Source organism: Rhodococcus sp. 2H158 (assembly GCF_053764755.1).
Genome location: NZ_JBSNCE010000015.1, coordinates 79,300 through 105,537, shown reverse-complemented (window position 1 = coordinate 105,537; position 26,238 = coordinate 79,300). Strand labels below are relative to the sequence as shown.

Sequence of the window (26,238 nt, the reverse complement as noted above, 5' to 3'; positions counted from 1 at the left end):
CCGAGCCCGAGTTCCGGCGCTAATCGGGTTACCGGGACATACCGGGAGGCAAGCGTGCAGGTCAGCGGCCTGCGAGATGGTGACACCGCCGGAATGTCCTAGTGACACGAATCTGCTGCTGGGGACGCTGCACGGTGCCCTCCGGGCCTTGAGCGGCGTCAAACCCGCCCGATGCCCGGACCCGGTCCCCGCCGGCCCCGAACTCCCGGATACACCATCGCCGGCCAAGACGAGGTGAACGGTCTTGTTTTCGGATACCCGATGACCACCCTCGACGACCCGTTCCGTGCCGAATCCTGGAGACAGAAGAGGACCCCTCGTACCAGTCCCAGCTCTGCGGTGCAGCCAACACACCGACGTCGCCGCCGCGCGGCCAACAGTCGCTGAGCGTCCGCTGGGAAGGCGGCGCGTCCCCATATCGGGCAAAGATCAACCGGGCTGACAACCGGCCGATAGCCGACCTTCCGCGCGCGGTCGACGCCGCCGCGACGCGGACGCGTAGGTCGGCGAGCCGGGTCCTGCTGCCGGACAACGGTCCTCGGGGAACATCCGACCCCAGGCGTGAGTGCCCGCCGACAATACCCGCTCCCTCGATGGACAGGCCGCTGGTCATCAGTTCGACGATCGCCCCGCCTCCGATCCCACAGGGATATGATCAGGGCATTCGACCAACCCCGGCTATGAGTGAGGCAGCCGATGGCCGAGATCGATCCGCTGGCGACGCAGCGGGAGACCCCGCCACGCATCGTGGCCGAACTGATCGCGGCCGGGTTCGAGGACGTGCACGAAATCGGTCGCGGCGGCTTCGGCGTCGTCTACCGGTGTCGACAGCCCGCCCTCGACCGCACCGTGGCGATCAAGGTGCTGACCTCGGAGCCGGACCCCGACAACCTCGAACGCTTTCTGCGTGAGCAGCGCGCGATGGGTCGGCTGTCCGGACACCCGAATATCGTCACCGTCCACGAGGTCGGTGCCACCGCATCCGGTCAGCCGTACATCGTGATGGAGTACCACCGCCGCAACTCGCTCGAGGCCCAAATCCGGGAGCAGGGCCCCCTGCGGTGGGAGGACGCACTCGGGATAGGTGTCAAGATCGCCGGCGCGTTGGAGACCGCGCACCGAATGGGCATGCTGCACCGGGACGTGAAACCGGCGAACATCCTGCTCACCGACTACGGTGAGCCGCAGCTGACCGACTTCGGAATCGCGCGGGTCGCCGGGGCTTTCGAGACCGCCGCCGGCGCGGTAACGGGATCTCCGGCGTTCACCGCCCCGGAGGTGCTCGCCGGACAATCCCCCTCCCGCTCGGCCGACGTGTACGGGCTCGGCGCGACTCTGTTCTGTGCAATCACCGGGCACGCGGCGTACGAGCGGCGGCGCGGCGAATCGGTGGTCGCGCAGTTCCTACGGATCACCCGCGGGCCGGCGCCGGACCTGCACGGCGGCACCGGCATCCCGGATGATGTCGGCGAGGTGATCGAGCGCGCGATGGACCGGGATCCGACGTCACGCACCGGCACCGCCGCCGAATTCGGCGAGCAGTTGCGTGCGGTCGAGGAACACCACGGGCTACCGGTGGACGAGCTGCCGGTGCCCGATACCAGCGAGCCCACCGACCTCGGCACCGCGCACCCCCGCGCCACGACCGGCACCGGCCGCCGGCGGCGGACCGGATCCGGCCGGCTGACCCCACCGGTGCCTGCCACGCGGCTGCGCCCACCGATGGCGACCCGCCCGCTGGTGGTCCGCGAGCGCCTGCTGCGAGTGCTGCGTGCGGGTGGGTGGCGCACCCTGACGGCCATCACCGCCCCGCCGGGCTTCGGCAAGACCACCCTGGCCGCACAGTGGTCGCGCGAGTTGGCCGGCAACGACGTCCAGGTGGCCTGGCTGTCCGTCGACAGTGACGACAACGAGGCCGTGCGGCTTCTGGCGCATCTGGTCGAATCCCTCCGACAGGTGCGGCCGGCCCTGGCCCAGGACCTCGGCGCGGTCCTCGAGGAGTACGGCGACGACGCCACGCAGTATGTGCTCACCGCGTTGATCAACGAAATCCAGGAGTCCGAGGAGCACGTCGCCCTGATCATCGACGACTGGCACCGAGTCTCCGACTCCGCGACCATCGCTGCGATGGCGTTCCTGTTGGACAACGCCGACCCCAATCACCTGCAGGTCATCGTGACCAGCCAGGCGCGCACCGGACTGCCGCTGAGCCGCATGCGGCTCCGCGACGAGCTGATCGAGGTGGACGCGGCCACCCTGCGGTTCGACCCACCGGAGGTACGACAGCTGCTGGTCGATCTGGCCGGACTACGCCTGACCGACGACGACGTCGACGCCCTGACCCGCGCCACCGGCGGCTGGGTGGCCGCGCTGCAGCTGGCCTCGCTGCAGCTGCGCGACAGCGACGATCCGGCAGGGTTGATCCGCGGAATCACCGGCCGACACCATGTCATCGGGGAATACCTCGCCGAGAACGTCCTCGACACCATCGAACCCCGAATTCTCGAGTTCCTGCTCGCCACCTGCATCTGCGAATACGTCTCTGCAGAGCTGGCAACCGTGCTCACCGGAATGACTCGATGCCAGTCGTTGCTCGAGGAGATCGAGGACCGGGGCCTGTTCCTGCGCCGGATGGACGAGGACCGCACCTGGTTTCGCTACCACCACCTGTTCCGGGAGTTCCTGCAGCGCCGAATCGAACGCGAGACCCCCGAACGCGTGACGCAGCTGCACCGCACCGCGGCCCAATGGTTCGCCGAGCACGCGGTCATCCGCGACGCGGTGACCCACGCCCAGGCCGCGGGAGATCAGGAGATGGCCGTCGACCTGGTCGAACGGCACGGCGCGAGCCTACTCGAGCACTCCCAGGTGGCGTCCGCGATGGCGCTGCTCGACAAGCTACCCCCGGCGGTGCTCGCCACCCGCCCCCGGCTGCAACTCATGGTGGCATGGACCACCATCCTGTTGAACCGCGTTCGCCCTGCCGAGCAGGCCCTCGATGCCGTCGAATCCCTCCTCGCCGCCGACCCCTTCACCGCCGACGAGACCGAGGACCTGCGAGCCGAAGTCGGGGTGGTGCGCGCCCTCGTAGCGGCCCGGTGCGACCGCTTCGACACCATCGACGAGCTGGTCCGCCCCAGCCTGGCCCGGGCCGACTCGCTCGCGCCCTGGGTGGTGTCCGCGGCCGCGAACCTCGCCAGCATGGCCGCGATCTACCGGTTCGATTTCGACGCGACGGAGCGGCTCCAGGAGTGGGCCGCGCCCTACCACGCCCGCAACCTCGGGCCGTACGCCCACATGCACAGCTACTGCTGCCTCGGCCTCGCCGCGCACGAACGACTCGACATCTCCACCGCCGAGGAACGGTTCCGGCAAGGTCTGCGGGTAGCCCGCAGCCGAGGCGACGGGCACTCCCTCGCGGCCCGACTCGCGGCGTCACTGCTCGGCGAGCTGCTGTACGAGCAGGACCGCCTCGACGAGGCGGAACGACTCCTCGACGAGGCGTACCTGCTCGGCTACGAGGGCGGTGCCGTGGACTTCAAGGTGGCCCGGTACGCGGTCGGCGCCCGGATCAAGGCGGTGCGCGGCGATCGCGCGGCGGCTGCGCAGCGCCTGGATGCAGGCGCTCGGGCCGCGCACACGCTGACGTTGCCCCGGCTGCGGGCCCGGATCGAGGAGGAACGCGTACGGTTGCGGTTGCCCCCGACCGCCGGCATTCCCCCGCGCCCCCCGATCGCCTATCCGGAGCGGCACCGGCCGGTGCACGGGGTCGACGCGATCATCGCCCAACTCGACGAGACCGTCGCCATCTGGACACTGCTCGACGACGACACACCCGGGTCGACGGAGTTGGCCTGCACCTGGGCGCAGGAATGGGTTGACATGCTCGCAGACGCCGACCGGCCGCGGGCGCTACTGCAGGCGCGAGGGCTGCTGGTCGACAGTCTGGCCGCGGCCGGCCGCACCGACGAGGCCAAGGAGTTGCTCGCGACGATCACCGCGCAATGCGCCACGCTCGGCATCGTGCGCTACCTGCTCGACGGCGGGCCGCACCTGGTGGCGCTGCTCGCGGATCTGCGCGCGGACTGGGAGGCCGGGCGGTGGCGAGACGAGTGGCCCGCGGTGCCCGACCAATTCTGGGACGCGGTCCCCCCGACAGAACCGTGATGCCCGGCGCGGACGGGTCACCATGAACGCTGCGAGCACGGCTCCGACACTGAGCCGATCGCCCGCAGAGTCTCAGTCCTTATAGAGAAAGGCCTTATAAGGACTGATAAAGCCTGATGGATGGACCCACTCGACGCCACCTGGCGCGGCATCGACCGCTGCACCGTGCCGAGCTCCACCACCTCCGGGCCGGTCACCACCTCCATCGCCGACTGCCCGGACCGGCACGGCGTCGAGCTGATCACCATCGCCGGCGCCGGACACCAGTGGCCCGGCGCCACCGCGCACTCGGACCTGGGCGGGCCCGTCCACCCCGACCCGCCATCCCAGGACCTCGATGCCACCTCAGTGATCTGGCAGTTCTTCGCCGCCCACCCGAAATGACGCGGGCTCGGCGGGCCCGGCGCCATCAGGGGTCGTCGATGACCATGCGCAGGGCCAATCCGCCACTACCGCGGCAACAAATCGTGCCGATTCTCTTGGGCGCAGTCGGATTCGACGGAGGCAGCGCCAGTGGCGTCTGAGTTCGCCTGGCCGTTGGCAGTACCGCCTCTACAGTGATCGCGCCGCGATGTTCCTCGAGGAGGTGGCCGAACGATTCGATGTGCACTGGCGGATACCGGTGCAGACACTGGCCCGTATGGTTGCCACCGCAATAGACGGCACGATGCTTGCATGGCTCACCGACCGGGACACCGCTTTGGCTACCGAATCCCTGCAGGCGTTGGCGGAGGCAGTGCTCTGCCTGGCGGTCGAGAACAGCGATCCGGCGATGTCGTCACCTCACCCATCCAGAGGATTGTGAGGCACCCTGCGGTCCCTGAGGTTCCCCGCCTGTGGGTACTGCAGCGCACGATCGTCGAAACTGAACTGCTCGGCCAGCACGTCCATGAAGTCGATGTGGCGCGGTACTCGGCGTAGCCCTCCGCGGCGAGTTTCGGGATCAGTGTCAGGCAGGTCGTACACCTTGGCGACTTCGGCTTGGCCATTCTCCGATGAGTTTGTCCGACCCGTGGAGTCTCAACCTCTGCAAGCGGCGCGATGCAAGGACGTCCGGCTCGGCGGCGGGTCACCTTGCTCAACTGAATGAAGGGGGACTGACCGTGAACAACCTGCAGTCTGGGGTACCGCCAACGTACGACGGCCTCGCCGACCTGCTCGCCTCCGCGCCCGCCGAGACCTGGGACACCCCGTCGCTCTGCGAGAACTGGCAGGTCCGCCACGTGATCGCGCACGTAACAATGCCGGCGCGGCTCACACCCGAGCAGTTCGGAGCCGAGATGGCGGCGGCAGGCGGCGACTTCACGCTGCTGTCCAACACCGTGGCCGCCCGCGACGCCTCCCTGCCGGTCGCCGACCACCTGGCCCACCTCCGGTCGCCGCTGCTGCACCAGTGGCAGCCGCCGGGTGGCGGGGCGGCCGGTGCGCTCAGCCATGCAGTGATCCACTCCCTCGACGTCACGGTCGCGCTCGACCGGCCGACGGTTGCGCCGGTCGAGGCCGTGGTAGCCGTCCTCGACCAGCTCACCGCCGCGAACGGCGCATTGTTCGGCGTCGACCTGACCGACGTCCGGCTCGAGGCTGCCGACACCGACTGGAGCTGGGGAAGTGGCAAGGTCGTGCGGGCCGACAGCGGACGCCTGGTGGCGCTTCTGAGCGGCCGAACCCTGCCCGATGGCCGCGTCTTACGCCGCGGCTGACCCGCCCAGGCGGACGAGGACCGGCGGCGGCGATCGTCAGGCACGAAGACGGTGCCGGAGGGCGGCGTACTACCAGGTCTCGGGGGTAGCGACGACGCCCACTTCCCTTCACGAAGGCACAGCCCGGCTCTCGTCTCCGCCAGCTTGCACCTCGGCCATGCCACCCCCACCACAAACCCGACGCCTCAGGCCATGCCGTCAGCTCCAGGTGGACGCGAGGGTGTACGCCGCCCCCCACCGGCCGTCGCGGGCGGTGTAGTGGATCTCGAGCTGCAGCGGCCAGGTGCCGTGTCCGCCCCAGATGGTGGCCTCCGTCCGGGTCCGCGCGGTGAGGACCGGCGTCTCCCCGCCGAGGTCGACCGTGACCGCGACGTCCTGCATCGCGTGGTAACGCATCCGGCCGGACGCGACATCGGCCAGCCATTCTGCCTTCGACTGCTCGTACCCGGTCATGTGCGTGAGCGTGAGATCTTCATCGAGCATTTCGCCGAGCGCGACCGCGTCACCGGCGACCATCGCGTCGCGCTGCTGTTCGTAGTCGGCGCGCACCGCCGCCTCGACGTCGTTCCCCGACTTCATCAGCCGTTGTACTCCTCGCCGGTGACGTGCTCGAGCCACGTCGTGGTCGTCGCCGGGTCGTCGGCGTTGTCGAGCATCGCCAGATGCTCCATGAACGAGTCGGCGGCCGCACCGTGCCAATGCTCCTCGCCGGGCGGGCAGTAGATCGTCTGGCCGGGGTACGCCTCGATCTTTTCCCCGCCACGGGACTGCACCCACGCCACGCCCTGGGTGACGTGCAGCGTCTGGCCGCGGGTGTGGGAGTGCCAGGCGGTGCGGGCGCCGGGCGCGAACCGGACTTTCGCGACGATCATCCGCTGACCGTCCTCGCGGGGGAAGGCAATCGGGTCCAGCCACACGTCGCCGTGGAACTGTGCGGGCGGGTTCTTCGTGGTGGGGGTACGCGGGTCGATCCGCATCTTCCGTTCCCTTCGATCCGGCTCGCCCTGCGAGCGGTGATGTGACAGCCGCGGGTGCGACAGGCAGTCAGAGCAGGCCGGTGCGATGCAGCCAGGAGTCGACTGCATCGCCGGCATCGTGGACCTCCTCGCCCCGAACGGCCAGACCCTCACCGAAAATCGCTCCTCAACAAGCCTTTTCGTGATCATCCGGGACGCTCCCGAGCCCGCTCACGGCGTGGGTGGTGATCGGGTGGAACCTCGTGCCGGCGAAGTCGAGCCCCTCGGCGAAGGTCCACATGATCATCGGCGCGCTGCTGTTCCACACCGGGCTCGCCAGCAGGACAACATCGTAACCGGCGAGCGAGCGCAACCGGTTCGCGATCGCAGGACGTGCGCCCTCGCGTTGCTCACGCCGATTGAGCTCGACGGTCTGCTCATAGTCGTGCGGATGCGGATCGACCGGTTCAATGCGGTGCACGTCGCACTCGATCCGGTCCGCGACCATTCCGGCCAACACCTCGGTGTTACCGACGTCGAGATCCATGCGGCCGCCGTAGAAGTAGTTCTCCCCGGGGCGCGAGAAGTACGCCAGCAGCACCGACCTCGTACCGGCCGGCGCCACACAGCCGCGCAACACTGCTCGTCGCGCAAGGCCGGGACGGTCTTCCACGTGCATCAACTCCTCGCCGGTGCTGACAACGGTGCCGGTCAGTCGGCCAGACGGACATTGCCGAGCCGGCTGACGATCTCGGGGTCGCGGTGATCGAAGAACAAACTGGCGCCGGTGTCCATCGCGGCGATACTCGCCATCTGTTCGTCGGTGAGCTCGAAGTCGAAGACGTCGAAGTTCTCCGCCATCCGGTCGGCCCGCACCGACTTGGGGATCACCACCACGCCACGCTGAATGAGCCAGCGCAACACGACCTGGGCGACAGACTTGCCGTGCGTTGCGCCGATCTCGGTCAGCACCGGATCGGCGAACAGGTTGTTGCGACCCTCGGCGAACGGACCCCACGACTCGATCTGGACACCACGCTCACGCATCAAAGCCTGGTCGGCGGTGCGCTGGAAGACCGGATGCGTCTCGATCTGATTCACCGCCGGAGTGATCTCGTTGTGCTCGATCAGATCCACCAATCGATCCGGGTAGAAATTCGAGACCCCGATGGCCTTGACACCGCCCTCACCGAGAAGGTGCTCCATGGCGCGCCAGGAACCGTAGACGTCACCGAAGGGCTGGTGGATCAGATACAGGTCGAGGTAGTCGAGGCCGAGCCGCTGCAGCGACTTGCCGAAGGCCCGTTCGGTGTTCTGCTCGCCGGCGTCCTGGATCCACAACTTGGTAGTGACGAACAGTTCCTCCCGCGCAATGCCACTGTTTCCGATTGCGCGGCCGACGGCTTCTTCGTTCCCGTAGGCAGCTGCGGTGTCGAGGAGCCGGTAACCGGCGGCGAGGGCGTCGGTGACGGCTTGCTCGGTCTGCTCGGGCGGGATCTGGTAGACGCCGAACCCCAGGACCGGCATCACCACGCCGTTGTTGAGAGTGACGGTCTGCATCTGTCTTCCCTTCTTCGAAAATCCTGGGTCGGTACGAAACGTTCGGCCGCAGATCGTGTCCTCGGTGACCGATGCAGTCCGCGCCGCGGTGCCACCCAGGGACGACTCCGCACAGGTCCTCGGTCGAGATCACCTCGATGATCCGTTACGGACGGACCAGGACTTTGAGGGCCTCACGCTCGTCCATGGCACGGTACCCGTCAGGCACCTCATCGAGACCGATGGTGCGGTCGAAAACCTTGCCCGGCTCGATCTTTCCCTCGAGAACGTCGGGCAACAGTTCCTCGATGTAGGCGCGCACCGGGGCCGGTCCGCCGGTGAGAGTGATGTTCGGCCCGAACAGGCTGCCGAACCCGATCGGGGCCATCTCGTACTGGGGTACGCCGACACGGCTGATCACACCGCCGGGGCGGACCACGCCGAGGGCCTGCTCGTAGGCGGGCATGTGACCGACGGCTTCGAGCACCGTGTGCGTGCCGTCGCCGCCGGTGAGCTCACGCACCCGGGCAATGCCTTCCTGTCCGCGCTCGGCGACGACGTCGGTGGCACCGAACTCGAGACCGAGATCGGTGCGAGCCTTGTGTCGGCCCATGAGGATGATGCGCTCGGCGCCGAGGCGCTTGGCCGACAACACCGCCATCAGGCCCACGGCGCCGTCCCCGATCACGGTCACCGTGGTGCGCGCGTTCACGCCGGCCTTGACAGCGGCGTGGTAGCCGGTGCCGAGCACGTCGGACAGCGTCAGCAACGACGGCAGCAGCGACGAGTCCTCATCGACCGGCGCCTTGACCAGGGTGCCGTCGGCCAGGGGGACACGCACCGCCTCGGCCTGGCCGCCGCCGATGCCGTTCGCGGCCCAGAACCCGCCGTGGCGGCAGGAGGTGTGCAGGCCCTCGCGGCAGAACTCGCAGGTGCCGTCCGACCAGGCGAAGGGGGCGATGACGAAGTCACCCTTGCGCAGCGTCACCACCTCGGCGCCGACCTCCTCGACGACGCCGACGAACTCATGGCCCATCGGCGTTCCCGCCGGGGTCGCCGGCAGGTTGTGGTAGGGGTGCAGGTCCGATCCGCAGATGCACGAACGCACGATGCGCACGATTGCATCGGTGGGTTGCTGCAGCACCGGGTCCGGGATGGTCTCGATCCGGACGTCACCGGCGCCGTACATGAACGTTGCTCGCACGAAATTGCTCCAGTTCTCGTATTTCTCGGGGTCTCGCAGGGGCGCTGTACGGTCACAGCGGGAACGCATCACGTCGCCTCTGTTCTCCAGGAAACTTCGGTATGCCGATCACACGTGTCCGTCACCGCCTGCCGATCGCAACTCGCGGTTCCTCCCGGTCGTCACGACGACACGTCGGGCTCAGGCTGTGAGCTCCCGCGCTCCTCCCGCAGTGAGGTCGCAGCCCAGCTCGCGAGCAGGTCGAGCGACTCCTGCGTCGCGCTGTCGGGCTCGGCGGTGTAGACGAGCAACGTCAGCCCCGGACTCGACGTGAGGTCGAGCGCCTCGTAGGTGAGGTCGAGGTCGCCGACGACGGGGTGGTGCAAGGATTTGCGACCGGTGCGGTGGAACAGCACATTGTGGGCGGCCCATCGGGTGCGGAACTCCTGACTACGCGTCGACAGCTCACCGATCAGGGCGGTCAGCTCCCGGTCGTTGGGAGTGCGCCCGGCTTCGGCGCGCAGGACCGCCACCATGTCACTGGCGGTGCGTTCCCAGTCACCGTAGAAGTCGACCGCACGCGGATCGAGGAACGTAAACCGCGCCGTGTTCGGTCGTTTCGTCGACCCGTCGAACAGCGGCCAGTACAGGGCCCGGCCCAAGGTGTTGGTTGCCACGACGTCGGCCCGGCCGTTGCGCACCCACGCCGGCGCCATGACGACATCGAGGACGCGCCGCACCGACGGGCTGACCCGACGGGGAGCACTGCGGCGCCGGCGGGGATCCCGGCTTTCCATCGCCCGCGCCAGATCGTACAGGTGAGCCCGCTCGGCCTCGTCGAGCTGGAGAGCACCGGCGAGAGCGTCCAGGACACTGTCGGAAGCGCCGCCGAGGTCACCTCGTTCGAGCCTGGTGTAGTAGTCGACGCTCACCCCGGCGAGCATGGCGACCTCCTCGCGACGCAGGCCCGGGACGCGCCGCTTGCCGCCGAAGGCCGGAAGCCCCGCCTGCTGCGGGGTGATCCGGGCGCGACGGGTGGCCAGGAACTCTCGGATCTCACTGCGGTTGTCCACGCAAAAAGCCTAAGAACATCCGGCAGCAGGTGGGAGGCCCTACCAGTACCTGCTTCGACAGGGCCTGCCTCGCCGGCCGGGACGGTGCTGTAGTGGGTGAGGGAACAAGAGACCGCACATCGAGTCCTCGGCCGACATCAGCCCTCCGCCCACCCGCACCCCGTCACCTCGAAGAAGGCAACGTGACCGACACCGCAACGGATCCCGCTACAGCACAGCGACCTCGGCCGACCGCCATCCTCACGATTATCCTCGTCAGCTACTTCATGATCCTGCTCGACAACTCGATCATCTTTACCGGACTGCCGACGATCGGGCACGAACTGGACCTGTCCCCCACCGGCTTGTCCTGGGTCCAGGACGCCTACACGCTCGTATTCGGGGGCCTCCTGCTGCTCGGGGCCCGACTCGGCGACATCCTCGGCCGCCGACGTGTGTTCGTCGCCGGCCTGACCGTCTTCACCGTCGCATCCTTCCTCGTCGCCGCCGCTCCCACCGGCACGTTGCTCATCGCGGCCCGCGCCCTCCAAGGCGTCGGCGCCGCGATCGTCGCACCGTCGTCGCTGTCGCTGTTGGCAGCGAGTTTCCCGGAAGGCCGCGAACGTACCCGCGCCCTCGCTTGGTACGCCGCCACCGCCGGTCTCGGCGCCAGCCTCGGCCTCGTCCTCGGGGGTGCCCTCACCAGCGCCATCTCGTGGCGGGCCGGCTTCTTCGTCAACGTGCCGATCGGCATCGCGATGATCGCCCTCGCCCCGCGCTATCTTCCGCAGACGCAAGGCGCGAGCGGCCGGTTCGACGTCGTCGGTGCGCTGGCGGCGACCCTCGGCATGGGCGCACTGGTGCTCGCCGTCGTCGAATCGGCCGAGGTCGGCTGGGCCGCGACGAGCACCCTCGCGGCGCTCGGGGCGGGCGTGCTGCTGCTCGCCGTGCTCGTGTTCAACGAGTCCCGCGTGGCCCAGCCGATCATGCCGCTGCACCTGTTTGCCAGCCGTATCCGCACCGGCGCCTACCTGGCTCGGATGCTCTACCTCGGCGCGATGATCGGCTTCTTCTTCTTCACCACTCAGTTCCTGCAGGGCGTGCTCGGCTACAACGCGCTGCAGGCCGGCGTCGCCTTCCTCCCGATGACGGTCGTCAATTTCGTTGTCGCCATGACCATCCCACGCCTGGCCCGTCGTGTCGGCAACGCCTCCCTCCTCACCGTCGGGGTCCTGCTCACCCTGATCGGGATGGTCTGGCTCAGCCGGGTCGACGCCGGCAGCGTCTACCTCACGGCGATCGCCCTGCCGATGGTGCTCATCGGCGCCGGTCAGGGCCTTGCCTTCGCCCCGCTGACGGCTGCCGGGATCAGCGGAGTCCACCCCGCGGATGCCGGTGCGGCGTCCGGACTGGTCAACACGGCCCACCAGCTCGGGAGCGCCCTCGGCCTCGGCATTCTCGTCGCCGTCTCGACCACCGTGTCGACCTCCACGGACACCGTCGACGGACTGGCCGAGCACGTGTCCACCGCGCTCACCGCCGGCGCCGCACTGCTGGCCCTCGCCCTGGTCGCGACCGTGACGCTGCTCCTGCCCTCGGCGATCATCGAACGTCGCCCGGCGCGCCGGGCCCGCGATACCACTGTCCGGCGCACCCAGGAGCCCGACCGGTCGACCGCGACCCCGGCCGTCTGTACTCGCTGACGGCGCCCCGGCTCACCTGTCCATCTCTGCAACTTCGTCCTTTCCACTCGGGCGGACGGAAAGATCTCTCCCGTCTCCTCGACGAAGCAACAGACCGAACAAAGGAGAACTCGTGAACTCGTGGCAACCCCAGGACGCCCGCGCCGTCACCGCACCCGAGGAGGTGCAGGTCCTCACCCGCCGCCGCGACGGCAACCTGCGCCGCCCCACGACGATCTGGATCGTGCGCGATGGTGACCGCGTCTTCGTCCGGTCCACCAACGGACGCACCGCCGGCTGGTTCCGCGGCGCCCTGGCCACCGGCGCCGGACAGATCATCGCCCGCGGCACCGCATACGACGTCACGTTCACCGAGGCCGACGACCTCGACCTGACCCGCGTCGACGCGGCGTACCGCGCGAAGTACGGCCGGTACGCCTCGATCGTCGACCACCTCGAGGAGGACGGCCCCCGGGCCGCCACCCTCGAGGCCCACCCCGCCTGACCACCACCGCCCGAAGGAGACCGCTCATGCGCGGCACGATCATCCACGCCCCCGGCGACATCCGCTTCGAAGAGCGCCCCGACCCGACAATCCTCGCACCCACCGACGCCGTCATCCGCACCGTCGCCACCTGCGTCTGCGGCTCGGACCTGTGGCGCTACCGCGGCATCAGCGACGTGCCGAAGCCGGTGCCGATCGGACACGAGTACGTCGGCATCGTCGAAGCGGGCGGCGACGACATGCGGACCATCAGGCCGGGACAGTTCGTCGTCGGCGGGTTCCTCGCCAGTGACAACACCTGTCCGCTCTGCCGTGCCGGCGCCCACGCCAACTGCCTGAACGTCAGCGGCTACGACGGCTGCCAGTCCGAGGCGATCCGCATCCCGCACGCTGACGGCACCCTGCTGGCCACCCCCGAACTACCCGACCCGGCGATGATCCCGAGCCTGCTCGCCCTCTCGGACGTGATGTGCACCGGCTGGCACGCCGCGGTCTGCGCCGAGGTGCGCCCCGGCAGCACGGTGGTCGTCGTCGGTGACGGAGCTGTCGGGCTCTCCGGTGTCCTCGCTGCGTCCCAACTCGGCGCCGAACGCGTCATCGCGATGAGCCGCCACGCCGACCGACAGGCCATCGCCCGGGGCTTCGGTGCCACGGACGTCGTCGCCGAGCGCGGCGACGACGGTGTCGAGCGGGTGCTCGAACTGACCGGCGGCATCGGCGCGGACGCGGTCCTCGAGTGCGTCGGAACCGAGGATTCGGTTCTGCAAGCGCTGCGCTCGGCCCGGCCGGGGGCCATGGTGGGCTGGGTCGGTGTCCCCCACGTCACCGACCTACCGCAACAGCACATGTTCTGGAAGAACGTCGGGCTGCGCGGCGGACCCGCCCCGGTGCGCGCCTACCTCCCCGACCTACTCGACCGGGTCTGGAACGGACGCATCGAGCCCGGCAAGGTCTTCGACCTCACCATGCCCCTCGCGCAGGTCGCCGAGGCATATGCCGCCATGGACGAGCGGCGCGCCACCAAGGTCCTACTGCGCCCCTGACCGGATTCCGGCACCCCTGCGACCGGTCCAGCCGTGACGACACCGCCCGCGACGGTTCAGCGCGTACCGCCGCTCACATTCTCGTGTGCGCCCGTGTAGTGCATCGGGCTGTCCAGCAGATGCGCGGGCGGCAGGTTGCGGTCGGGCGTGTGCACGACGGGCGCGTCCGCCGGGATACGGCCCGATGCGCGGTCCCAGCCGGCCCGGGCCCGCGGGTGGTAGCGATAACGACGCGGAATCAGCTTCGCCCCCAATCCGATCGCGCGTCCGACGAGCCGGTGCAGTCGCTGTTCGCGTGGGGAAAAGGTGTAGCCCATGAGTTCACGCACCGGCGGGTCGTACAGCCCGATCGTGAGCCACACGAACCCGCGCGTCATCGGCGGCCGCAGCACCGTCCACACGCTCGCGGGCACCCACCGCAGGAACGGCGGCCGGTCGAGGTGCGAGAGGTCCAGCACGTCGCGGGTCGCCTTGTTGTCCTCGAGCACCTCCCGGCACATGCGGTCCCAGTAGGCGAGGAAGTCCTCCCAGCTCTCGGGGACGGGCCGCATCGACACCCCGTAGAGCCGGAACCACTGGACGTGCTCGTCGAACAGCCTGTGCTTGTCGGCGAGGGACAGCGGGCCGTCGAACCATTCGATCGAGACGACGAGGCTGTAGAAGAACGTCGCGTGCGCCCAGTAGAACGTGTCGGGGTCGAGGGCGTGGTAGCGCCGGCCCTTCTTGTCGATCCCCTTGATCGTGTCGTGGTAGCCACGCACCTGGGCGGCGGTCTCCGCGGCGCGCGGGCCGTCGAAGACGACGCCGTAGATGGGGTACAGCGACCGGTACAGGCGTTCCCAGCGCTCGTCGAAGAACTGCGAGTGCTCCTCCACGGCCGCGCCGAGGCCCGGGTGCATGTTCTGCATCGATCCGGCCCAGGGGCCGAACAACATTCCGCGCCAGCCGCCGAAGTACTTCCACGTCAGGCTGTCGGGGCCGAGCGGCACGAGCTCGCTTTGACTACGCACGTTGTCAGTTTGGGGTGTGGCCCCGGCGCATGTCAAGGACGCACGGATTTGCTCGCACCTTCGGGATCTGCCCACGGCGTGCACCGCGCAACCTCCGGAAACACGCACGAATCTGTGATGGGGCGGGTACGCGCCACCACCTCGGGGAATCAACCGTCTGTGCCCGCTTCCACAGTCCTCTCACGGCCACTCGTGCGTGTGACGGTTCGCGGGGCGCACCGGTACGCGCCGGCGGACGCGGCACGGCACCTCACCGGCCGGGTGCAGCAGCAGATCGGTGGCGAGCGCCACCGAGCCCGAAAGGGAACAGAACTCGAACTCACGCACCAGGATCGCCAGGGCTACCGCCGCCTCCAGCATCGCGAAGCGCTGACCGATACAGCCACGGGGGCCGTGACCGAACGGGAACCACGCATACTTGTGACGCTCCCTCTCGCTGTCCGGGGTGAAACGCTCCGGGTCGAACCGGAACGGCTCCGGCCACAGATCGGCACGATGGTGCACCACCCACGGCGCCAGGTTGACGTCCGCACCGGCAGGGATCCGATACCCGCACACCGCCCTCTCCTCGACGGCCCGCCGCGCCAGGTACGGCGAGGGTGGGTACATCCGCGCGGCCTCCTTGAGCACCATCGTCGTATACGTCAGCGCGTGGGCATCGGCGGCCGTCGGTGTTCCGCCGACCAGCACCTGTTCGGCTTCGTCCCGAACTCGATTCTGCACACCCGCGTCCTTGCCGAGCAGGTGGAGTGCGAACGTCAACATGGTGGCCGTCGTGTCGTGTCCGGCCAGCAGGAACACCTTGACCTGGTCGCGAATCTCAGCAGTGGACAACGCGTCACCGCCTTCCTGGGCCGCCACCAGGCGCCCGATCAGGTCGATCCCCGGCTCAGCGGCGGCGCGACGGCGCTCGATAATCGCGTCACACAGCCCGTCGAGACGGGATTCCGCGCGCGCGATTCTCCGATTCCCGGGCGTCGGCCACGCAGAGGGAAACCGAACCGCGGACACACCCCGCTGCAGGACGGCACGTCCGAGGACGGGCAACGTCGTGCGCAGCACCGGCAGCATCTGGGGCGCCTGCACGCCGAACAGGATGCGAGCGGCGACACCGAGCGTCAGCGTCGTCATCTCCGCACCGAGGTCGACGAGGCGACTCGGACAGTTGTGCCACCGGATGGCCACACGCTCGGCTCCGTCGACCATCGTCGTCACGTAGCCGTCCACGCTCTGCGGGGTGAACAGGGGCTGGATGAATCGACGCTGACGCAACCATGTCTCGTCCTGACTCGTGACCAGGCCGTTCCCGTACAGGTCGCGCATCGCGCGGTAGAACTCCGAGTCCTTCCGGTAGTTGAGGTGGTTCGGAGCGTTCAGCAGTTCCCCCACCCCGTCCGGGTGGTTGACCGTGAAGAACTCGCGGCGCCGGCCCGGCAGCCCGACGGCGTAGCGCACGACGTCGCCTCCCTCGGCGTACCCGCGCAGACCGAGTTCGAGGGGATCGCGAAGCAGCTCCCTCGTGGAGCCCAGCAGCCACGTTCCCCGGACGGTCGGTGGCTCCCGTGACGATGTGCACGGCGCGGGCGTTCGGCCCGGCTGCCGCGGTGACACTGGGCCGCGGATGCTATTGCATGACATGGCTGTCCTTGTCGTTCGGGTGGTCCGGCAGGACCGAGCAGTACTGTGACGCAGTGGTGACCGCCCCGGGCGGGGCCGAATCTCCGGACCGCATACTCAGCATCGGACGCCCGCCGCCGCGGGACGCGAGTAGCGCGCTACCCCAGTCCGGCCCTCGCGCCGAGCCGGGGTACGCATGGGGCACGAGGCGGACGTACCGGTCCCGCCGGAACGGATCCGAATGGAGTACCTCCCTACGCGTGCCGCCCCCGTACCGCGGCGCAACCCTCGATGCATGAACGAGAACTTCGAGACCTGGGACGCGATGTCGAAGGAGCTGCCGAAGCCGTACGCGGCAGCGCTGCGGATGCGGGCAGGGGCTGCCGGTGACGGACCGCTCGCCGGGTACGTGGACCCGGACGCGCCGGAGGGATCCGCGCGCATCGCCGACGCCGAACCTGATGCCCTGCGGGTGTGGCCCAACGGTGGAGCACCGCTGCTGTGGTGACCTAGAATTCGCATGTGATCAGCGCGTGGCCGCTGACCGGCCGGGGGGACGAACTGCGAATCGTCCGCACAGTGATCGCCGGGGACAGCTCCTGCGCCGGCATCGTCATCGCCGGAGCACCTGGCGTCGGCAAGACCCGGCTCGCGCGCGAGGCCCTGGAGCAGGCGCGCACCCGCCGATGCCGTACCTACTGGACGGCAGGAACGGAGTCGTCCCGAAGCGTCCCGCTGGGTGCGTTCACCGACGTCGTCACCGACTTCGGTGCCGACCCGCTCATGCGAGTTCATGACGTTCTCACCGGGCTGGTCGGTGGACCCGACCGGCCGCATCCGGTGGTCGGTGTCGACGATGCACACCTGCTCGACGACATGTCGGCATTCGTGGTCCACCGGCTCGTGCTCCACGGACTGGCGACAGTGGTTCTGACCATCCGCGCCGGCGAACGCTGGCCGGATGCGCTCGCCCGGTGCTGCAAGGATGGACCGCTGCGCAGACTCGACCTGCGTCCGCTGTCCCGGGACGACACACGCACGCTCGTCGAGACGGTGCTCGAAGCACCGATGGAGGCGTCCAGCGCCGAGCGACTCTGGGCCTGCACGCAGGGGAATGTGCTCTATCTGCGCCACCTCCTGGAAGACGAATATGCAAGCGGTCGGCTGACGCAGTCGTCGGGCGTCTGGCTGTGGCCAGGTCCGTCGGGCCTGTCACCGACACTTCTCGGTCTGGTGGAAGCGAGCATCGGCCGGCAGTCGGCGTCGGTCTGCGAGGTGCTCGACGTCCTGTCCACCTGCGAGCCCCTCGACCTCGCGGTGTTGCGAACAGTGGTCGATCCCGCCGCACTCGACGCAGCCGAAGCGAGCAGGCTCGTCGTGGTGGAGACCGACAGCCGCGCACCGACCGTACGGCTGGCTCACCCGCTGATCGGAGAGGTCCGCCGTGCCGAAGCCGGCACCCTCCGGCTTCGGACCATCCGCGGACGCGTCGCCGCCGCGCTCACCGCCACCGGCGACACCGATCCCCGGACGACCGTGCGGCGGACCCTCCTGACCATGAACTCCGACTGTCAGGCCACACCGGCAACCCTCCTCGAGGCGGCATCGGCAGCGATGCAACTGCTCGACGCGCACCTTTCCGACCAGTTCGCCCGCGCAGCCGTAGCCGCGGGGGGTGGTGCCGCGGCCCACCTGACGCGCGCCTTCACTCTCGGATTGCTCGAGCGGGGGCAGGAGGCCGATCATCTCCTCTCCGAACTGGCGAGCACGGTCCCCGACGGTGCGCTTCGATTGCGAATCGCACTCATCCGAGCGGGCAACTCGACCTGGGTCGAGCGAGCACCGTGCAAGGCCGAAGAAATTCTGACTGCCACCGGAGAGCTGGCCGCGAGCCTCGACCGGCGCAGCGCACACCGGGCACTGCGCTCGGCCGCCGCCGCGGCGGGCGGGCACTGCCGCACCGCCGTCAACCTCGCACGCGACGCTCTTCACGACGGCGGGATCGACGACTACGAGACGATAATGGCGATCTGGAGCCTCGTCATCGGTCTCGGCGACCTCGGCGACGTCGATGCCGTTTCTGACGTCGCGGCGACCGGCTACGCCCTCGCCGAGGGCTCGTTCGAGGCCGCGCACCTGCGCTTCGGACTCGGTTTGCTGGAGCTGACCGCGTATCTGCTGGCAGGACGGCTCGCCGACGCCGACGCCGTCACCCACCGCCTGTACGAACATGGCCTTGACATGCCTCACGCGGTCGGCGTCAACTTCATGCTCGGGATGTGCGAGGCCGCGCACGGCCGTCTCGCGACAGCTCAACGCCATCTCCGGGAGGCCGTTGCGCAATCCACCGGATCCGCCGACAACACCACGCCCGGCCTTCTCTCCGCCACGCTGCTCGTTGCCACACTGTCGATGTCCGGCAAGCCCAGTGAGGCCGAACGCATTCTCGCCGGAGTCGATGTCCGCATCGGACCCGGCTTCGCGATGTGGGACCCGGATATCGCCGCCGCCGAGGGATGGGTGAGGGCCGCGGCCGGCGCGCTCAGCGAGGCGATCACCACCGTGCGCAGAGCGGCCGACGTGGCCGCAGACCAGGGCCGACCCGCCCGCGAAGTGCAATGCCTGCAAATCGCCACCCAGTTCGGTGACGCGACGACGGCGCGTCGGCTACTGCAGTTGTCGGCCGTCGTCTCGGGTCCACGGGTGGCTGCCGCCGCTGCCCACGCGACCGCGCTGGCCGGACGGGACGGCGACGCACTGCTCGAAGCGTCCCGTGCGTACGAGGTGTTCGGAGATCTCGTCGCGGCTGCGGACGCCGCGGCCCACGCCGCCGCGACCTTCCGGCGGGCCGGCCGCCGCGGGCCCGCGCTGACTGCGTGTGCCGTCGCACGACGATTGGCTGATGCGTGCGAGGGAGCGAGCACCCCCGCGTTGCGGGCCTATCTGGAGCCGGTTCCGTTGACCGGACGCCAACGAGAGATCGTGGAGCTCGTGCAACGGGGCTTGTCCAATCGGGAGATCGCGGAACGACTGGTGGTTTCCGTGCGCACCGTGGAGGGTCATCTGTACCGCGCCTGCCGGAGGACCGGGGTCTGCAGCCGGGACGAGCTCGGAAAACTCCTGGGCACCCTCCCCAATCGATGACATCGATCTCCCGTTTCGGTTGTGCGTCAACGGCACTGCTCGCGCAGCAGAGCCGCGAGCTCGTGCCGGTTGCGGGTTCCGGTCTTCTTCTGTGCCCGATACAGATGACCTTCGACCGTTCGTACCGACATCGTCAGCGCTTCGGCAATCTGACGGTTCGTCAGCCCCCGCGTCACCATCGAAATGATCTCGCGCTCACGGGGTGTCAGGGGGAGGTCGCGATCCGCCGTCTCGCGGAGGGCGGGGGTGGTCAGCCCTCCGCATTCCCGGGCAAGGCGTTGCGCGCGGGCGCCCAGTGTCAACGACGACCCGCGCAGATTCGCGCGAGCGAACGCGAGGGCGGCACGCGCAGCGGCATCGGCGGCTGCAGCCGTATCCCCCATATCCTCGAATTGCGTTGCAACCGAGGATAACGCCTCTCCGTCGTGGTCGGACGCAGCGGAGGCGAACGCGGCCGCGATGCACGCGCGACGACTTGTCGTGCTCTCCGCAAGATGCGCCAGCCGCCTTCTTCCCGTCGCGTCACCTAGGTGAACTGCGACCTGTAGGCACATCACTTCCCGGGCATGTTGCCGATGCGCAGCGGCGTACTCCGCGGCCCGGAGCGCGACCGCCGCCGCTGTGCTGACCGCCCCCAGCGCCGCATGGCCCCAGGCGTGGGCGAGCAACCGCTCCGAGTCGACGAAGTCGAAGGCCGGGTGCCGGTTCTGGTCGACGCTGGAGAGCAGCGCCGTCGCCGCAGTACCGCGGCCTGCCATCGCCAGTGCCTGAGCGAGAAGTACGCCGTACCGATACATCAGGACCGGGTAGTCGAGCGACGTGAACTCTGCAAAGGCCCGATCGAGGCGTTCGAGGGCGAGTGCCAGTCGCCCTTGCCCGAGGGCGGCCATGCCCGCGATCGCCGTTCCCACCGCGCTCGTCACACCGGGGAGCCGGATACACTCGCGATAGGTGCGAGCGGCAACGGCTTCGGCTTCGGCCACCTCGCCGGCGAGGAGCAAGGCACCAACATGGAACTCGACGAGGCCGACACGCTGGTACGAGGCCTCCTGACAGGATGCCGCCAGCCTGTAGCCCTTCGATGCCGCATCCGAGGCCAGTTTCGACTCGCCCACATCCCCTGCCGCGATGACAGTTCCCCAGATCGCGCACATCGCCGACAACGCGGGCACCCGCGTCGTGTCGACATCCCGGCCGAGTTCGAGTGCGGCCAGGGGGTCACCCGCGACGGCTCTCTGCACGGCCCGAACGGCGCGCAACGACTCCACCACGGCCGGCGAGACGTCGCCGAGCGCATCGTCGAGAATCCGTTTCGACTCCTCCGGGCGCGCCAGGATCCACAGCATGTTCGTGGCCCGGAGCGTCAGCAGACGGGCGAGTCGATCGTCCGTCAGGCTTTCGAGTGGCATGGCGGCGAGCACATTCTCGGCCTCGGTTCCCCGGTTCAACAGGAGGAGGGCGTGAGCACGACAGAGGTCGGCTTCAGCCCCGCCTCCGGCGAGGGAACTCGCATGAGCCAGCCGCTCGCTGAGCGACAGATCCAGCAGTGCCATCGCGCCTCGGGCGGCGCGCAGGAACAGGTCGGGGTCGACCGGAAGATCCGATTCGGCGTGCAGGACCGCCCGCCGTACGACGTCCTCGGGTCCGGACGGCGGACGAGCCGCCAGCGCCGACACGACGCGCCCTCGCAGGCGCCGCAGTCGCGTGTCCCCGGCCCGTGCTCGCCGAACCTCTCCATACAACGGGTGAGCCATTCGCGCAGCTCTCGGCCGACTTACTGCGTCTATTCGGATCAGTCCGCGGTTCTCCGCCTCTTCCACCGCATCGATGTCGGACAGCTCCGACAGCACCGCGACGGGCAGCGGTTCCGCCACCGCGACCATGTCCAGGACTGTGCGCACCGCCTCCGGGAGCCGACGGATCTGTTCGCCGAGCAGATCCGCGATACTGTCCGAGACGGTAAATTCTTCCTGCCAGCACCATGACCCGCCGCATTCTCGCAGCCGGCCGCCGCTCACCTCCTGCGAGACGAGATGGCGCAGGTACAAGGCGTTGCCCCGCGTCAGATTCCACATTCGCGACGCCGACTTCTCTTCGACGGGACTGCCGAGCACACTGGCGAGCAGTGCGTCGGAGTCCGATCGCGACAAGGGCTGAAGGTCGAGCCGGCGCAGCATGCCGTCCTTCCACAGGGCGGTGACGGCATCGGGTGCCGGCTCTCCGGACCGCACCGTGACGATCAGCCGGGCAGTCCCCCGCAATGCCACATGGTGGATCACGAATGCCGACAGTTCGTCGAGCAGATGTGCATCGTCCACCGACAACACCTCGTCCGAACCCTCAGAGGTGGACGACTGCACGAGCTGGTCGATCAGCTGAAGCGGATTGGAGGTGGGGTGGTCACACCATCCGGCCAGGGCTCCCAGCGGCACCGTCCGCGCCGATGCCGTCCCTACCGCCGACCGCACGGAAAGACCGACCGACGACGCTCTGAGCATCAACTCGTGCGCCAGTCGGCTCTTGCCGACCCCGGCCTGGCCCGCGATGACACAACCGCGGTAACCGTCGGTGCCGTTGAGCGCCTCCTCGAGCAGACGCAATTCTTCGGTGCGTCCGATCAGCGGCCCTTCCCCCGCCATAACGGCATGGTAGGGACGTGCCTCCCGCTGTGTCCACCAGCGCTCGGCGTCCGCGAGTGCGGGCCCGATCCTCTGTGGACGGCAACGGCGAGCGGTCAGGACTCAGCCGAAGGAGAAGTGGTGGCTGCCGACGAACCGTGTCTGCGCCGGGCCGGGGATCGAGACGTCGATCGAACCGACGCTCCGGTACACGTGGTCGTCGTCCTGGCAGTCCGCGTCGACCGTGTAGTCGCCGTCGGGCACGTTGTCGAACTTCACGGTTTCGTAGTCGGCGTAGTAGATCTCGGCCACTCGCACGTCGGGGATTCCGTTGATCACCGCGTTGCAGTAGTGCGGGTAGTCCGCCTCGGGGGCGCGGTAGTAGATGAACTTGACCGTGACCGTGTGCTCCCGCACGCTCACGCTCCAGCTGCCGTACGGGTAGGGATCCACTGCCGATGCCGTGGGCGCGAGGCCCGTCATCAATGCGAGCGGCGCCGCGAGGGCGACCGCTGCGCGTCCGAGCTTCGAGCCCTTCATGGGCGTTCCTTTCGACCGTTGACCAGCCCCGACCGGTTCAATGGTCGACCCAGGTACGGGTACAGGAACTGCAAAGCGCCGCAGTCGAACACAACCCGTGATCAACATCGATCGGCTGTCATCCGGCCGTGACCCAGCGTGTCACGGAACAGTCACACCGCGTGTCCGTAACACCGACGATGCAGGGCACGCACCTCGTCGAGGAGTTCCGGTACCGGCCCCTCGACGGTCACCCCGGGCGCAACCTCCTGGATCGGCAGGGCCCGGACGGGCGCCGGCGGCACGCCCAGCTCCACCAGCCAGCCGACCAGTTGCGCCGAGGACGCCACGTACACGACGCGGCCCAGCCCCACCCATCCGTGCGCGGCCGCGCACATCGGGCAGTGCTCGCCGGACGTGAACACCGTCGCGCCGGCGCGCTCGGCCTCGCCCATGTGCGCGGCGGCCCAGCGGGCCAGTTCGAACTCGGGGTGCCGGGTCCGGTCCCCGCCCGCGACGCGATTGCGGTCCTCGGCGAGGCTCGTGCCGTCGGCCGACACCAGCACCGAGCCGAACGGCTCGTCGCCGGCGTCCAGCGCCTCCCGCGCCAGTTCCACACACCGCCGCAGGTGCGTCATCTCCGATTCGTCGATCACGAGGTCCTCCCGGTGCCGCGGTCGTCGACCGCATCATGCCACCGCGGTCGTCGACCGCATCATGTCACCACGAGCGGCCGGCGGCCGTCAGCCGGCGCAGGTGTTCTCGTCGGGCGCCCCCGCGAACCGCCGGTCCATCCAGTCCAGGCCTTCCACGGCGGCGGGGATCAGGCCGATCCCGTGACCCGCACCCGTCCCGGTGAGCACCGGCGGGATGACGTAGCGGCGATAGATGACGGATGTGCCTCCCGCGCACCACTTCCCGACCATGGTGTCGACTCCGCTCACCTGGACGAAGTCGTCGGTCGTGTTCTGCGCGACGAACGTCGGGATGGCGGGGGCGATGTTGCCGAGTTGCTGCTCGTGCACCAGCGACGCCCACGGTTCGGCGGCCAGGTGGTCGGCGATGGGCCGGCCGTCGACCGTGTACCAGGTCGTCGGGAAGAACGGATTCATCCGCGGCGCGTCGTAGATGCAGTACGTCTCGGCGCGCGCGAGGATGTCGCGTCCGGCGGGATTGAACACACTCAGCAGTTCCTCTCGCAACTGCGGATAGGCGGCGGCGAATCCGTTGACCACCCAGCCGATTCCGCCGGAGAGCAGCGAGCCGTCGCCGGCGACGGCGAGATCGGCGAGCGACGCCGGCGGTGATCCCGCGACCGCAGCGACGACGGGCAGCTCGGGCGCGTAGGTGTCCGTCAGCTCCGCGGCCGCGGCCGACGACATGCCGCCCTGCGAGTAGCCCCAGAAGCCGATGCGGGTGTCCTCGTCGATGCCGCGGTCGGTCAGCCGCAGGGCGGCACGGGCCATGTCGAGCATGGCGTGCCCCTGCGAGACGCGGTTCAGGTAGGGATGCACACCGGGCGTGCCGAGGCCCTCGTAGTCGGTCATCGCGACGGCGTAGCCCCGCGCGAGCAGCGGCACGATGTGCAGGTATTCGTACTCCTGGGCGTGGTTGGTCAACTTCGACGGCGCGCACTGGTCGCCCATGCCCTGCGTGCCCGGGCCGAGGACGATCGTCGGGCGCGGGCCGTCACCGGCCCAGGGTTGCGACGGCACGAACACCGTGCCGGTGACCGCGATCGGGCCGCCCGTGGCGTTCTCGCTGCGGTACATCACGCGGGTGACGGTGGCGTCGAGCGCCGGCGCGACGGCCGGTTCGGCGCGCAGGACGTCGCCGGGCCCGCCGCCGGGCAGCGGATCGGGCGGGAGGTAGAACTCGTCGTAGCCCGTGCCCGACGCGGACCCCGTCGGAGCGGCGGCCGCGACGGGACCTGCGACGAGAGGCACCAGCAGCATCGTCAGGGCCGCGGTGAGCAGTCGGGCGGTGCGCATCGGCATGCCGAGCATTCTGCACACGTGTGTACCGCCACGGAAGATGTTGCGCCGATATTCCTGCAACAAGTTCTATGACAGGATGGCGCCACAGTCCGATCACCGGGACGACCGATGCCGAGAGGAGCCCACCGGCGCTACGGTCCGGTCGCCGCAGTATCCGCAGGACGGAAGTAGGACGCCATGACCGTCGAAGAGCGACTGGCCCGCCTCGAAGCGCTCGAGGAGATCCGGATGCTCAAGCACCGGTACTTCCGCGCGTGCGACGCCAAGGACCCGAAGGCCATGCGCGACTGTTTCGTCGCGACGGGCGCCGACATCTATTACGGCCCGGCCCTGGGAAGCTTCGACGACGCCGACGCTCTCGTCGACGTCTACGCCCGGATCGCCCTCGAACGCGTCGACGACCGGTACATCGTGCTCGACATGCACCACGGCCTGCACCCCAGCATCGAACTCACCGGCGACGGCGCCGCCACCGGCGCCTGGACGCTGCGGTTCCGGCAGGTCGACCTGCGTGCCCGCACGGAGCGGGTGAGCGCACTCGACTACGACGACGACTATGTGGTCGAAGACGGCAGGTGGAAGATCGCCCGGTGCCACGTGCGCGTCCACTGGTCCATCGAGCGAGCCCTGACCGACGACGTGAAAGTGGTGTTCTGACATGACCGAACGCAGGGTCGCCCTCGTCACCGGCGCGAGCCGCAGCGTCGGCAAGGGCATCGCATGCGCCCTCGGCTCCGACGGCTGGACCGTCTACGTCACCGCGCGGGGCCCGGTCGGCACCGACAGCCCCCTGGACCGGACCGCCGCGGACGTCACCGAACGCGGCGGGCTCGGCATCGCGGTGCAATGCGACCACACCGACGACGAGCAGATCCGGGCACTGTTTCGGCGCATCGCCGAAGAGCAGGGCGGCCGGCTGGACCTGCTGGTGAACAACGTGTGGGCGAGCCCGCCCGGGTTCGCGGGCTTCTCCGAGCCGTTCTGGAAGCGCCCGATCAGCGATTGGGACAGTCTCGTCGACGTCGGACTGCGCGCCCACTACGTGGCCTCCGTCGACGCCGCGCAGCTGATGGTGCCGCGCGGCAGCGGGATGATCGTCAACATCTCGTCGTTCGGCACCCGCGGCTACCTGCACTCGGTGCTGTACGGCATCTCGAAGGCCGGCCTCGACAAGATGGCCGCCGACATGGCCGTCGACCTCGCCGGCACCGGCGTCACCGCCCTGTCACTGTGGCCGGGGCTGGTGAAGAACGAGGCGATGCTCGCCCGCGGCATCGACAACTTCGAGGGCTTCTCCCTCGCCAACGCCGAGACCCCGGAGTTCGTCGGCCGCGTGATCGTCGCACTGGCGAACGATCCGAAGGTGAACGAGCGCAGCGGGCACACCCTGATCACCGCCGAGACCGCCCTCGACTACGGGGTCGTCGACGTCGAAGGCAATCAACCGGATTCGCATCGGGCCGCGTTCGGCGGCGGCCCGCTGTACTGATCCGCGGCCCGGCGGCC

The 26,238-nt window shown here is 69.1% G+C and carries 23 protein-coding genes; 11 read left to right on the top strand and 12 right to left on the bottom strand.

From position 1 onward, the window contains the following. Positions 1 to 696: 696 nt before the first annotated feature. The 4 genes from ACWPOB_RS16510 (at position 697) to ACWPOB_RS16495 (ending at position 5,867) form a co-directional block, all read left to right on the top strand. On the top strand, positions 697 to 4,167 hold the full coding sequence (locus ACWPOB_RS16510; protein ID WP_455401489.1) for a protein kinase domain-containing protein: 3,471 nt from the start codon (positions 697 to 699) through the stop codon (positions 4,165 to 4,167). A 120-nt stretch (positions 4,168 to 4,287) separates the two neighbouring features. After that, entirely contained in the window at positions 4,288 to 4,551 is a 264-nt protein-coding gene (locus ACWPOB_RS16505) for a hypothetical protein (RefSeq protein ID WP_100054756.1), read from the top strand. Positions 4,552 to 4,738: 187 nt separating this feature from the next. Then, the gene (locus ACWPOB_RS16500) at positions 4,739 to 4,972 is read left to right on the top strand and encodes a hypothetical protein (RefSeq protein ID WP_455401488.1); all 234 of its coding nucleotides are present in this window, start codon (positions 4,739 to 4,741) and stop codon (positions 4,970 to 4,972) included. A 298-nt stretch (positions 4,973 to 5,270) separates the two neighbouring features. Continuing rightward, the gene (locus tag ACWPOB_RS16495; RefSeq protein WP_455401487.1) at positions 5,271 to 5,867 is read left to right on the top strand and encodes a maleylpyruvate isomerase family mycothiol-dependent enzyme; all 597 of its coding nucleotides are present in this window, start codon (positions 5,271 to 5,273) and stop codon (positions 5,865 to 5,867) included. Positions 5,868 to 6,065: 198 nt separating this feature from the next. On the opposite strand, the gene ACWPOB_RS16490 is transcribed toward ACWPOB_RS16495, so the two are convergent. From ACWPOB_RS16490 to ACWPOB_RS16465, 6 genes are all read right to left on the bottom strand, one after another. Continuing rightward, a complete protein-coding gene (locus tag ACWPOB_RS16490; protein WP_455401486.1) occupies positions 6,066 to 6,446 on the bottom strand; it encodes a nuclear transport factor 2 family protein in 381 nt (126 codons plus the stop codon). Next, positions 6,446 to 6,844: a (R)-mandelonitrile lyase gene (locus tag ACWPOB_RS16485; RefSeq protein WP_455401485.1), complete on the bottom strand. Its 399-nt coding sequence runs from the start codon at positions 6,842 to 6,844 to the stop codon at positions 6,446 to 6,448. Before ACWPOB_RS16485 ends, ACWPOB_RS16490 begins: the two co-directional genes overlap by 1 nt. A gap of 166 nt (positions 6,845 to 7,010) precedes the next feature. Further along, complete coding sequence (locus tag ACWPOB_RS16480) at positions 7,011 to 7,424, bottom strand: flavodoxin (RefSeq protein WP_455401484.1); 414 nt, start codon at positions 7,422 to 7,424, stop codon at positions 7,011 to 7,013. Positions 7,425 to 7,534: 110 nt separating this feature from the next. Then, positions 7,535 to 8,383: an aldo/keto reductase gene (locus ACWPOB_RS16475; RefSeq protein ID WP_455401483.1), complete on the bottom strand. Its 849-nt coding sequence runs from the start codon at positions 8,381 to 8,383 to the stop codon at positions 7,535 to 7,537. 145 nt (positions 8,384 to 8,528) lie between these two features. Further along, positions 8,529 to 9,566, bottom strand: coding sequence for a zinc-binding dehydrogenase (locus tag ACWPOB_RS16470; protein WP_455401482.1), 1,038 nt, complete (start codon positions 9,564 to 9,566; stop codon positions 8,529 to 8,531). Between the two features lie 161 nt (positions 9,567 to 9,727). Next, positions 9,728 to 10,618 carry a helix-turn-helix transcriptional regulator gene (locus tag ACWPOB_RS16465; RefSeq protein WP_455401481.1) on the bottom strand — a complete coding sequence of 297 codons (891 nt, stop codon included), beginning with the start codon at positions 10,616 to 10,618 and terminating at the stop codon, positions 9,728 to 9,730. Between the two features lie 182 nt (positions 10,619 to 10,800). Here ACWPOB_RS16465 and ACWPOB_RS16460 point away from each other — a divergent pair, with 182 nt between their 5' ends. From ACWPOB_RS16460 to ACWPOB_RS16450, 3 genes are all read left to right on the top strand, one after another. Further along, complete coding sequence (locus ACWPOB_RS16460; RefSeq protein WP_455401480.1) at positions 10,801 to 12,300, top strand: MFS transporter; 1,500 nt, start codon at positions 10,801 to 10,803, stop codon at positions 12,298 to 12,300. A 112-nt stretch (positions 12,301 to 12,412) separates the two neighbouring features. After that, a complete protein-coding gene (locus tag ACWPOB_RS16455; RefSeq protein ID WP_455401479.1) occupies positions 12,413 to 12,784 on the top strand; it encodes a DUF2255 family protein in 372 nt (123 codons plus the stop codon). Positions 12,785 to 12,810: 26 nt separating this feature from the next. Further along, the gene (locus tag ACWPOB_RS16450; RefSeq protein WP_455401478.1) at positions 12,811 to 13,827 is read left to right on the top strand and encodes a zinc-dependent alcohol dehydrogenase family protein; all 1,017 of its coding nucleotides are present in this window, start codon (positions 12,811 to 12,813) and stop codon (positions 13,825 to 13,827) included. Between the two features lie 56 nt (positions 13,828 to 13,883). Here ACWPOB_RS16450 and ACWPOB_RS16445 read toward each other — a convergent pair whose 3' ends face one another. Then, on the bottom strand, positions 13,884 to 14,837 hold the full coding sequence (locus ACWPOB_RS16445) for an oxygenase MpaB family protein (RefSeq protein ID WP_455401477.1): 954 nt from the start codon (positions 14,835 to 14,837) through the stop codon (positions 13,884 to 13,886). A gap of 180 nt (positions 14,838 to 15,017) precedes the next feature. Then, on the bottom strand, positions 15,018 to 16,292 hold the full coding sequence (locus ACWPOB_RS16440) for a cytochrome P450 (protein ID WP_455401476.1): 1,275 nt from the start codon (positions 16,290 to 16,292) through the stop codon (positions 15,018 to 15,020). 457 nt (positions 16,293 to 16,749) lie between these two features. Here ACWPOB_RS16440 and ACWPOB_RS16435 point away from each other — a divergent pair, with 457 nt between their 5' ends. Together ACWPOB_RS16435 and ACWPOB_RS16430 are read left to right on the top strand one after the other, a co-directional pair. After that, entirely contained in the window at positions 16,750 to 16,962 is a 213-nt protein-coding gene (locus ACWPOB_RS16435; protein WP_455401475.1) for a hypothetical protein, read from the top strand. A 14-nt stretch (positions 16,963 to 16,976) separates the two neighbouring features. After that, a complete protein-coding gene (locus ACWPOB_RS16430) occupies positions 16,977 to 19,598 on the top strand; it encodes a LuxR C-terminal-related transcriptional regulator (protein ID WP_455401474.1) in 2,622 nt (873 codons plus the stop codon). Positions 19,599 to 19,624: 26 nt separating this feature from the next. Here ACWPOB_RS16430 and ACWPOB_RS16425 read toward each other — a convergent pair whose 3' ends face one another. The 4 genes from ACWPOB_RS16425 to ACWPOB_RS16410 form a co-directional block, all read right to left on the bottom strand. Beyond that, positions 19,625 to 22,237, bottom strand: a complete 2,613-nt coding sequence (locus ACWPOB_RS16425; RefSeq protein ID WP_455401473.1) for a LuxR C-terminal-related transcriptional regulator — start codon at positions 22,235 to 22,237, stop codon at positions 19,625 to 19,627. Positions 22,238 to 22,339: 102 nt separating this feature from the next. Further along, a complete protein-coding gene (locus ACWPOB_RS16420) occupies positions 22,340 to 22,756 on the bottom strand; it encodes a hypothetical protein (protein ID WP_072636062.1) in 417 nt (138 codons plus the stop codon). Between the two features lie 152 nt (positions 22,757 to 22,908). Continuing rightward, positions 22,909 to 23,391 carry a nucleoside deaminase gene (locus tag ACWPOB_RS16415; protein WP_455401472.1) on the bottom strand — a complete coding sequence of 161 codons (483 nt, stop codon included), beginning with the start codon at positions 23,389 to 23,391 and terminating at the stop codon, positions 22,909 to 22,911. Between the two features lie 87 nt (positions 23,392 to 23,478). Further along, positions 23,479 to 24,741, bottom strand: coding sequence for a lipase family protein (locus ACWPOB_RS16410; RefSeq protein WP_455401471.1), 1,263 nt, complete (start codon positions 24,739 to 24,741; stop codon positions 23,479 to 23,481). A gap of 168 nt (positions 24,742 to 24,909) precedes the next feature. Here ACWPOB_RS16410 and ACWPOB_RS16405 point away from each other — a divergent pair, with 168 nt between their 5' ends. Beyond that, positions 24,910 to 25,389, top strand: a complete 480-nt coding sequence (locus ACWPOB_RS16405; protein WP_100055600.1) for a nuclear transport factor 2 family protein — start codon at positions 24,910 to 24,912, stop codon at positions 25,387 to 25,389. Between the two features lies 1 nt (position 25,390). Beyond that, entirely contained in the window at positions 25,391 to 26,221 is an 831-nt protein-coding gene (locus ACWPOB_RS16400; protein WP_455401470.1) for an SDR family NAD(P)-dependent oxidoreductase, read from the top strand. Positions 26,222 to 26,238 lie beyond the last annotated feature (17 nt).